7 protein-coding genes (1 of these 7 only partly in view) are annotated in these 6,239 nt (G+C 64.7%); 1 reads left to right on the top strand and 6 read right to left on the bottom strand.

All coding sequences use genetic code 11. From position 1 onward, the window contains the following. From E8E95_RS19920 to ribBA, 5 genes are all read right to left on the bottom strand, one after another. Window positions 1-670: the 5' portion of an ABC transporter ATP-binding protein gene (locus tag E8E95_RS19920; protein WP_280353187.1), read on the bottom strand. 479 nt of this gene lie to the left of the window's left edge; 670 of the gene's 1,149 nt are visible here — the first part of the coding sequence; the start codon lies at window positions 668-670; the stop codon falls past the left edge of the window. A gap of 17 nt (window positions 671-687) precedes the next feature. Beyond that, a complete protein-coding gene (locus E8E95_RS19915; protein ID WP_077526830.1) occupies window positions 688-1,497 on the bottom strand; it encodes an ABC transporter permease in 810 nt (269 codons plus the stop codon). A 3-nt stretch (window positions 1,498-1,500) separates the two neighbouring features. After that, the gene (locus E8E95_RS19910) at window positions 1,501-2,460 is read right to left on the bottom strand and encodes an ABC transporter permease (RefSeq protein ID WP_280353181.1); all 960 of its coding nucleotides are present in this window, start codon (window positions 2,458-2,460) and stop codon (window positions 1,501-1,503) included. Continuing rightward, window positions 2,445-3,470 carry a polyamine ABC transporter substrate-binding protein gene (locus tag E8E95_RS19905; RefSeq protein ID WP_280353178.1) on the bottom strand — a complete coding sequence of 342 codons (1,026 nt, stop codon included), beginning with the start codon at window positions 3,468-3,470 and terminating at the stop codon, window positions 2,445-2,447. The genes E8E95_RS19910 and E8E95_RS19905 overlap by 16 nt, the downstream gene beginning before the upstream one ends. 587 nt (window positions 3,471-4,057) lie before the next feature. Further along, window positions 4,058-5,167: a bifunctional 3,4-dihydroxy-2-butanone-4-phosphate synthase/GTP cyclohydrolase II gene (gene ribBA, locus E8E95_RS19900; protein ID WP_280353175.1), complete on the bottom strand. Its 1,110-nt coding sequence runs from the start codon at window positions 5,165-5,167 to the stop codon at window positions 4,058-4,060. Window positions 5,168-5,247: 80 nt separating this feature from the next. Between ribBA and E8E95_RS19895 the strand changes: the two genes are divergently transcribed. Next, entirely contained in the window at window positions 5,248-5,541 is a 294-nt protein-coding gene (locus tag E8E95_RS19895) for a DUF1330 domain-containing protein (protein WP_280353172.1), read from the top strand. Window positions 5,542-5,671: 130 nt separating this feature from the next. Here E8E95_RS19895 and E8E95_RS19890 read toward each other — a convergent pair whose 3' ends face one another. Then, window positions 5,672-6,235: an NUDIX hydrolase gene (locus tag E8E95_RS19890; RefSeq protein ID WP_077526823.1), complete on the bottom strand. Its 564-nt coding sequence runs from the start codon at window positions 6,233-6,235 to the stop codon at window positions 5,672-5,674. Between the last annotated feature and the right edge of the window lie 4 nt (window positions 6,236-6,239).

Below are 6,239 nucleotides of genomic sequence, written 5' to 3'. Positions count from 1 at the left end.
CGATCTTGCCGTGGCTGAAGATGGCGATGCGCTGGGACAGGCGCATGGCTTCTTCCTGGTCGTGGGTCACGTAGACGATGGTGATGCCGAGGCGGCGGTGCAGGTGGCGCAGCTCATCCTGCAGGTCTTCGCGGAGCTTCTTGTCCAGGGCGCCCAGGGGTTCGTCCATCAGCAGGATGCGCGGCTCGTACACCAGCGCACGGGCGATCGCCACGCGCTGCTGCTGGCCACCGGAGAGCTGGGCCGGGCGGCGCTGGGCGAACTTGTCCAGTTGCACCAGCTTGAGCATGGCCTCGACGCGACGCTCGCGTTCGCCGGCTGCCTGCTTGCGGATGTCCAGCGGGAAGCCGATGTTGTCGCGCACGTTGAGGTGGGGGAATAGCGAGTAACGCTGGAACACCATGCCGATGTCGCGCTTGTGTGGCGGTACGTTCACCAGGGACTTGCCGTCCACGAGGATTTCGCCGGAGGTGGGCGTCTCGAAACCGGCCAGCATCGACAGGGTGGTGCTCTTGCCCGAGCCGCTGGAGCCGAGGAAGGTGAGGAACTCGCCGTCCTGGATATCCAGGGAGATGTTGTCCACGGCGGCGAAGTCGCCGTAGTGCTTGTTCAGGTTGCGCAGGCTGACCAGGGTCTTGTCTTCGCGGGTGTCTTGGATCACGGCACTCATTTCGTTTACCTCGGCGCTCAGGCGCTTGCAGGATTGCGCCGGCGCAGCACGGCGGCGATCACCATTACCAGTACGGACAGGCCGATCAGCAGCGTCGAGGCGACGGCGATCACCGGGGTCAGGTCCTGGCGCAGGGTGGTCCACATTTTCACGGGCAGGGTCTGCAGGGTCGGGCTGGCCATCATTACGCTCAGCACCACTTCATCCCAGGAGACCAGGAAGGCGAACAGCGCGCCGGCCATCATGCCGGGGCGGATCGCCGGGAAGGTCACCTTGAACACCGCCTGCAGCCGCGAGGCACCGCAGATCACCGCGGCATCCTCGATAGACTGATCGAACAGCTTCAGCGAGTTGATGATCGAGATGATGGTGAAGGGCAGGGCGACGATCACGTGGCTGACCACGAAGGAAAACAGCGTCCCGGTGTAGCCCAGCTTGAGGAACAGCGCGTACACCGCCACGGCGATGATCACCAGCGGCACGATCATCGGCAGGGTGAACAGGCCGTAGAGGAACTCGCGGCCGGGGAACTTGCCGCGCACCAGGGCGAAGGCGGTGGGCAAGCCCAGGGCCACGGAGCAGAGGGTCGTCAGCACGGCGACCTTGAGGCTCGCCAGGGCCGACTCCATCCACTCGGCGTTGGAAAAGAACTGCCCGTACCACTTCAGCGTCCAGCCCGGTGGCGGGAACACCAGCCATTGGGAGGAGCCGAAGGACAGCAGCACGATGAACAGGATCGGCAGCAGCAGGAAGGCCGCGATCACGCCCGTCGTGAGGTACAGGCCGACGCGCAGGCGCAGGCCCATGGCATTGGGTGACAGCAGCATGGCTTACCTCGCAGTGCTAGAAGCCACCGGCGATTCCGGCTGCAGCTTCAGGTAGAGGTAGAACAGGACCAGGGTGATGGCGATCAGCAACGCGGCGGCGGCACTGGCCAGGCCCCAGTTGAGGAACGATTGCACCTGCTGGACGATGAACTCCGGCAGCATCATGTTCTGCGCGCCACCCAGCAGGGCCGGGGTGACGTAGTAACCGAGGGACATGACGAAGACCATCAGGCCACCGGAGAACAGACCCGGACGGCACAGCGGCAGGAACACCTTGGTGAAGTTGGTCCAAGGGCTGGCGCCGCAGATCGAGCCGGCCTGCAGCACCATCGGGTCGATGGCCGACATGGTGGCCTGCAGCGGCAGCACGATGAACGGGATCATGATGTAGCTCATGCCGATCACCACGCCGGTGAGGTTGTGCACCATCTCCAGCGGCTGGTCGATGATGCCCAGCGCCATCAGCATCTTGTTGATCACGCCCGAGGCTTGCAGCAGCACGAGCCAGGAGTAGGTGCGTGCCAGCAGGCTGGTCCACATCGACAGCAGCACGATGTTCAGCAGCCAGCGACCCCAGCCACGTGGCACCAGGGTGATCACCCAGGCCAGCGGGAAGCCCAGCAGTAGGCTGATCAGGGTCACCAGGCCGCCCACCGCGAAGGTGTTGAACAGCACGCGGGCATAGGCCGAGTTGGCGAACAGCTGCTCGTAGTTGCCCAGTCCCGGCGTGGGTTCGAGCACGCCGCGCAGCAGCAGGCCGATCAGCGGAGCGAGGAAGAACAGGCCGAGGAACAGCAGCGCGGGGATCAGGTTGCGGGCGCCGCGCCAGCGCAGGGTGGTCTCGTTGACTTGGTTCATCAACACAGCCTTGGAGTCAGTACCCGTGGAGGCGCGGGCTGCGCCTCCACGGGTCTTGGCCGGCGAGTCGGGCTGAATGGCAGCCATCTTCACTTGACCAGCCATTCGTTCCACCGCGCGGCGATTGCCGGGCCGTTCTTGGCCCAGTACGCATAGTCGAGGGTGATCTGATCCTTAGCGTAGGCAGTGGGCAGGTTGGGGGCGAGGTCTTCCTTGAGCTGGCCGACGCTGTCGACGTTCACCGGGGCATAGGCGGTGAGGTTGGCGAATTCGGCCTGGCCCTTGGCGCTGCTGGCGTTGGCCAGGAATTTCATGGCCGCGTCCTTGTTCTTGGCGCCCTTGGGAATGACCAGGAAGTCGGCCATGACCAGGTTCTGCTTCCAGCTCACGCCGACCGGCGCGCCGTCCTGCTGCAGGGCATAGATGCGGCCGTTCCAGAACTGGCCGAGGGTGGCTTCACCGGAGGCCAGCAGTTGCTGGGACTGGGCGCCGCCGCCCCACCAGACGATGTCTTTCTTGATGGTGTCGAGCTTCTTGAAGGCGCGGTCCAGGTCCAGCGGGTAGAGCTTGTCGGCCGGCACGCCGTCCGCCAGCAGGGCCAGTTCCAGCACGCCGGGGCTCGGCCATTTGTAGAGGGCGCGCTTGCCCGGGTAGTTGGCGGTGTCGAACAGCGAGGTCCAGTCCTGCGGGGTCTTGCCGCCGACCTTGCCCTGGTTGTAGCCGAGCACGAAGGAGAAGAAGAAGGAGCCGACGCCGTGGTCGGAAACGAAGCGCGGGTCGATCTTGTCGCGCTGGATCACGCCGAAGTCCAGGGGTTCGAGCAGGCCTTCAGCCGCAGCGCGCAGGGCGAAGTCGGCCTCGACGTCCACCACGTCCCACTGCACGTTGCCGCTTTCGACCATGGCCTTGAGCTTGCCGTAGTCGGTAGGGCCGTCCTGCACGACGCGAATGCCGCTGGCTTCGCTGAAGGGCTCGGCCCAGGCCTGTTTCTGCGCATCCTGGGTGGTGCCGCCCCAGCTCACGAAGCTGAGGTTGTCGGCGGCGAGGACAGCGGTGCTGGTCGCGGCCAGGAATGCTGCGGCGAGTACCGCGGTTGCACGTTTTTTGAACACCATCTTGCTTGCCCTCATTGTTGTGTTTGTACGCAAGCGGGCTTCGCTTTCTACCCGCTTATCAGGAGCAGGGACCCCAGTGGCTGGGGCTTCAAGGGCGGCCGGGACGGGAGGCAGTTCCCGGAAAATTATCTCGGCCTACGGAATGTCATATTATGGTATTCCAAGCTTTCTGCAAGTCCTCCGCGATGGAGTGGGTGACGAGTGGTTGGGGAGGGCCTTTCGCCGGGGCATTGGGGCAGCTGCGCCGCCCTTGGCGAATGAATTCGCCCCTACAGGGGTGTGACCCGCCGTGAAGTTACCGGCGCGAATTCCCCTCTCCCCCTGGGAGAGGGGCTAGGGGTGAGGGATGTCATGCTCCGCTCGGAGTTGAGCTTGTAAGGGCAGGCCTTCGGCCCGCTCAGCGAATGAATTCGCCCCCACAGGACTGCGCTGTGGGTGAGTAGGGAGTCACCCCTCGCCCGCTTGCGGGAGAGGGGCCGGGGGTGAGGGTAGTGGGTCCCCCTCGGACTCCCAAGGGCAGTCCTTCGGCCTGCTTGGCGAATGAATTCGCCCCTACAGGCAAGGCAGTCACCCTGACATGCGGAGGCTCAGCCCTCGAACGGCAAAGTCTCCACCACTTCCAGGTCGTAGCCGGTCAGGCCCGCATATTTCAGCGGTGCGCCGAGGTGGCGCAGTTTGCCCACGCCCAGGTCCTGGAGGATCTGCGCGCCGGTACCGACTTCGGAGTAGATACGCGATTGCGAGCGGCTGAACTGGCGGCGTGGCTGGGTGAGTTGCGGCACGCGTTCCAGCAGGGCCTGGGAGGATTCGTTGTTTGCCAGTACCACCACCACGCCACGGCCGGCTTCGGCCACTTTCTCCAGGGCGGCCCAGAGCGTCCAGTTCTTTGGCCCCGTGTATTCGGCGCCGACCAGGTCGCGCAGCGGGTCGATCACGTGCACCCGCACCAGGGTGGGTTCATCGCGATGGATATCGCCCATCACCATGGCCATGTGCACGCCGCCTTCGATGCGGTCTTCATAGGTGACCAGGCGGAAGGTGCCATGCACGGTGGGCAGGTCGCGCTCGCCGATGCGGGTGACGGTGTGTTCGGTGCTGAGGCGGTAGTGGATCAGGTCGGCGATGGTGCCGATCTTGATGCCGTGCTTCTCGGCGAAGGCTTCCAGGTCCGGGCGACGCGCCATGCTGCCGTCGTCATTCATCACTTCGACTATGACGGAGGCCGGGGTGAAACCTGCCAGGCGCGCCAGGTCGCAGCCCGCTTCGGTGTGTCCCGCGCGGGTCAGCACGCCGCCTTCGCGAGCGCGCAGGGGGAAGATGTGGCCGGGTTGTACCAGGTCGTCGGGCTGAACCTCGGGGGCCACGGCGGTCAGCACGGTGTGGGCGCGATCGGCGGCGGAAATGCCGGTGGTCACGCCCGTGGCGGCTTCGATGGAAACGGTGAACGCGGTGGCAAAGGCGCTGCCGTTGGCCGGCACCATCTGTTCCAGGCCGAGGCGCTCGCAGTGCTCGTCGGTCAGGGTCAGGCAGATCAGGCCACGGGCCTCGCGAGCCATGAAGTTGATCGCGGCGGGCGTGCACATTTCCGCTGCCAGCAGCAGGTCGCCCTCGTTCTCGCGGTCCTCGTCGTCCACCAGCAGGACCATCTTGCCCTGGCGGAAGTCTTCGATGATTTCTTCGATGCGATTGAACGGCATGGCGCGACACCTGACTGGATCAAAGGGAAAGGTTTCTGGTATACCATAATACCAATTTAACCGGAACAGCAGAGGTCAGCATGAAGGCTTACTGGATCGCCCACGTCGATGTGACGGACCCGGAACGCTACAGCGAATACACCCGCCGCGCCCCCGCGGCGTTCGCTCGATACGGGGGCAGGCTGCTGGCCCGTGGCGGCCGTTCGCAGGCGATGGAAGGCCGCACTACTCCCCAGCGTAGCGTGGTGATCGAGTTCACTTCCTACGAGCAGGCGTTGGCCTGCTACCACTCGGCGGAATACCAGGAGGCCTGTGGATATCGCCAGGGCGTGGCGAAGGCGGAGGTGATCATTGTGGAGGGGGTGGAGCTCTGAACGGGGGGCTTTTCCTGTAGGGGCGAATTTATTCGCCAAGGCGCGAAGCGCCCCAAAACCACAAGGGGCAGGCCGTTGGCCTGCTTGGCGAATGAATTCGCCCCTACAACGTATTCCTCGCCTGGCAACGCTACCGGATGAAATGAATCTTCCCGGTATCGTCATTGCCCATGTAGATGCCATACACACCCGCCGCACGTTCTTCGATGTAGCGCTCGAGAATCTGCCGGATGGCGGGGTAGTAAATGGCGTCCCAGGGAATCTCTTCGGGGGCGAAGAAGCGGTAGTCCATGGTTTCCGGGCCGTGCTGGCCGGTCACGTCGAGGGCGATGGCGCGGAAGATGATGTAGACCTCGCTGATCTTCGGCACGCTGAAGATGGAGTAGGGCGAGACGATCTCGGCGCGCACGCCGCTCTCTTCCCAGACCTCGCGCAGGGCCGCTTCCTCGGTGGTCTCGCCGTTTTCCATGAAGCCGGCGGGGAGGGTCCAGGTGCCGGGGCGCGGCGGGATGGCGCGCTGGCAGAGCAGGTACTTGCCGTCCTGCTCGATGATGCAGCCGGCGATGACTTTCGGGTTTTCGTAGTGGATGTAGCCGCAGCCGCCGCAGATCAGGCGCGAATGGGTGTCCCCGTCGGGTTGCCGGCGGCTCAGTTCGCCTGAGCCGCACTGGGGGCAGAAACGCGGGGCGGGCATGGCG

This window comes from Pseudomonas sp. BN414 (genome assembly GCF_029871275.1).
Classification (GTDB): Bacteria; Pseudomonadota; Gammaproteobacteria; order Pseudomonadales; family Pseudomonadaceae; genus Metapseudomonas; species Metapseudomonas resinovorans_C.
Note: the sequence above shows the minus strand (reverse complement) of the source record. Positions and strands in the feature narration are given on the sequence as shown.